The 3,244-nt window shown below is 67.2% G+C and carries 2 protein-coding genes; both read left to right on the forward strand.

The genetic code is table 11. The features are described from left to right. Positions 1–1,909: efflux RND transporter permease subunit (locus QZY06_RS01690; protein WP_295679372.1), on the forward strand; the 1,909-nt coding region annotated here is incomplete at its 5' end. Further along, positions 1,906–3,244: efflux RND transporter permease subunit (locus QZY06_RS01695; protein WP_295679375.1), on the forward strand; the 1,339-nt coding region annotated here is incomplete at its 3' end. The genes QZY06_RS01690 and QZY06_RS01695, both read left to right, overlap by 4 nt.

Genomic DNA, 3,244 nt, shown 5'->3' on the forward strand with positions numbered 1-3,244 from the left:
GAACATCGCCCGCTATATCGAACTGGGCGACTCACCGCGGCAAGCCGCGCTGAAAGGCAGCCGGCAGATCGGCTTCACGATCATCTCGCTGACCGTGTCGCTGATCGCCGTGCTGATCCCGCTGCTGTTCATGGGCGACGTGGTCGGCCGCTTGTTCCACGAGTTCGCGATCACCCTGGCGGTGGCGATCCTGATCTCGGCGTTCATCTCGCTGACCCTGACGCCGATGATGAGCGCCTACCTGCTCAAGCCCGCCATGGCTCACCACCAGCCCGATGCGGTCGCGAAGGAACCGGGACTGTTCGAGCGCCTGATCGCCAGCTATGGCCGGGCGCTGGACTGGGTGCTCGATCGTCCGCGAACGACACTGATGGCCTTCGTCGCGACCCTGGTGATCACCGCCCTGCTCTATCTGGCGGTGCCGAAAGGCTTCTTCCCGATGCAGGACACCGGCCTGATCCAGGTGATCACCGAAGCGACCCAGACCACCTCGTTCGACGCCATGTCCGAGCGCCAGCAGGCGGTTGCCGATGTGATCCTGAAAGACCCGGATGTCGATCACCTCACCTCGTTCATCGGTATCGACGGTGCCAACCCGACACTCAACACCGGGCGCATGCAGATCACGCTGAAGCCGTTCGCCGATCGCGACGCCTCGGCTTCGGAAGTGATCCGCCGGCTCAGCGAGGCAACGGCCAAGGTGCCGGGCATCACCGCCTACATGCAGCCGGTGCAGGATCTGACCATCGAGGATCGGGTGTCCAAGACCCAGTACCAGTTCCTGCTCAGCTCGCCGAACAACGAGGATCTGGCCAGCGCCACCAGCCGCCTGCTGGCGCGCCTGAAGACCTTGCCGCAGCTGGCCGATGTCGCCAGCGATCTGCAGGACCAAGGCCTGCAGGCCTACGTGCAGATCGATCGCGAGGCGGCCGGCCGGCTCGGCGTCACCGTCGCCGCGATCGACACGGCGCTCTACACCGCGTTCGGCCAGCGGCTGATCTCGACCATCTACACGCAGAGCAGCCAGTACCGAGTGGTGCTGGAAGTGGCGCATGACGACCAGCGCGGGCCGCAGGCGCTGCAATCGCTGTACGTGCCGGGCGCCACCACGGCCGCCGATGGCACCACGACCAGCGTGCAGGTGCCGCTGAGTTCGGTGGCCCGCATCGTCGAACAGCCGGCGGCACTCGCCATCAACCATGTCGCGCAGTTCCCGTCGGCCACCGTGTCGTTCAACTTGGCGCCGGGTGCGGCACTCGGCGCTGCCGTCGATGCGATCAAGGCCGAGGAAGCCAAGCTCGATCTGCCGGTGAGTGTGGAGACCAGTTTCCAGGGCGCGGCGGCGGCGTTCCAGGCGTCGCTGTCAAGCACCTTGCTGCTGGTGCTCGCCGCCGTGGTGACGATGTACATCGTCCTTGGCGTGCTCTACGAAAGCTTCATTCATCCGCTGACTATCCTGTCGACGCTCCCCTCGGCCGGCCTCGGTGCGCTGCTGGCGCTGTTGCTCGACGGCCAGGATCTCGGCGTGGTCGGCATCATCGGCATCGTGCTGCTGATCGGCATCGTCAAGAAGAACGCGATCATGATGATCGACTTCGCCTTGTACGCCGAGCGCGAGGAAGGCAAGGCGCCGCGCGAGGCGATCCACCAGGCTTGCCTGCTGCGTTTCCGGCCGATCCTGATGACGACGATGGCGGCGCTGTTCAGCGCGCTGCCGCTGATGCTCGGTGGCGGTGTCGGCCACGAGCTGCGCCATCCGCTCGGCGTCACTCTGGTCGGCGGTCTTATCGTCAGCCAGCTGCTGACCCTGTTCACCACGCCGGTCATCTACCTCGGCTTCGCACGGCTGGCGCAGCGTCTGAAGACGCGGCAGGCGCGGTCGGGGCTGGGGCCGGCCACCGTGTCATGAACATTTCCGCACCGTTCATTGCCCGGCCGGTGGCGACCACGCTGATCACCCTGGCGGTGGCGCTGTCCGGCGTGCTCGGCTATCGCCTGCTGCCGATCGCTTCGCTGCCGCAAGTCGATTTCCCGACCATCTCGGTCAGCGCCTCGCTGCCGGGCGCCAGCGCCGACACCATGGCGGCCACCGTGTCGACGCCGCTGGAGCGGGCGCTGGGCAGCATCGCCGGGGTCAGCGAGATCACTTCGCGTTCATCGCTGGGCACGACCAGCATCACCCTGCAGTTCGATCTGAGCCGGGACATCAACGGCGCTGCCCGCGACGTTCAGGCGGCGATCAGCGCCGCGCGCACCTTGCTGCCGAGCGGCTTGCCGAGCAATCCGACCTACCGCAAGGTCAACCCGGCGGACGCGCCGGTGATGATCCTGGCGCTGACCTCGCAGACCTTGTCGCGCGGCCAGATGTACGACGCCGCGTCGACGGTGCTGGCGCAGCGCCTGGCGCAGGTCGATGGCGTCGGCCAGGTGACCATCGGCGGCAGTGCGCTGCCGGCGGTGAGAGTCGAACTCGATCCCGACAAGCTGTCCGCCAAGGGCATCTCGCTGGACAGCGTGCGGGTAGCGCTGACCGCGACCAATGCCAACGGGCCGAAGGGCTCACTGGAACTGGACGGCCGCAGCTGGCAGATCGGCGCCAACGATCAGGCGCGCACGGCCGCCGAGTACGCGCCGGTGCTGCTCAGCTATCACGATGGCGCGGCGGTGCGGCTGCGCGATGTCGGCACGGTGACCGACTCGGTACAGGACATCCGCAACTACGGCCTCGCCAACGGCGTGCCGGCGATCGTGCTGCTGGTGCAGAAGCAGCCGGGCGCCAACGTCATCGAGACCGTGCAGCGCGTGCGCGCGCTGCTGCCGCGCCTGCAGGCCTCGATTCCGCAGTCGATCAAGCTCGAGGTGCTCAGCGATCGCACGCCGACCATCCGCGCTTCGCTGCACGAGGTCGAGCAGGCGCTGGCGATCTCGATCGGCCTGGTGATCCTGGTGGTGCTGCTGTTCCTGCGCAGCTGGCGGGCAACCTTGCTGCCGGCGGTGGCCGTGCCGGTGTCATTGGCCGGCACGCTCGGTCTGATGGTCGTGTTCGGCTACAGCCTCGACAACCTGTCGGCGATGGCGCTGACGGTCGCCACCGGCTTCGTCGTCGACGACGCCATCGTCGTGTCCGAGAACATCAGCCGGCACCGCGATCGCGGCATGGCGCCGCGTGAAGCGGCACTGCTTGGCGCTCGCGAAATCGGCTTCACGGTGATCTCGATCTCGGTGAGCCTGGTCGCGGTGTTCA

It is taken from the genome of uncultured Nevskia sp. (assembly GCF_903885465.1).
Taxonomy (GTDB): domain Bacteria; phylum Pseudomonadota; class Gammaproteobacteria; order Nevskiales; family Nevskiaceae; genus Nevskia.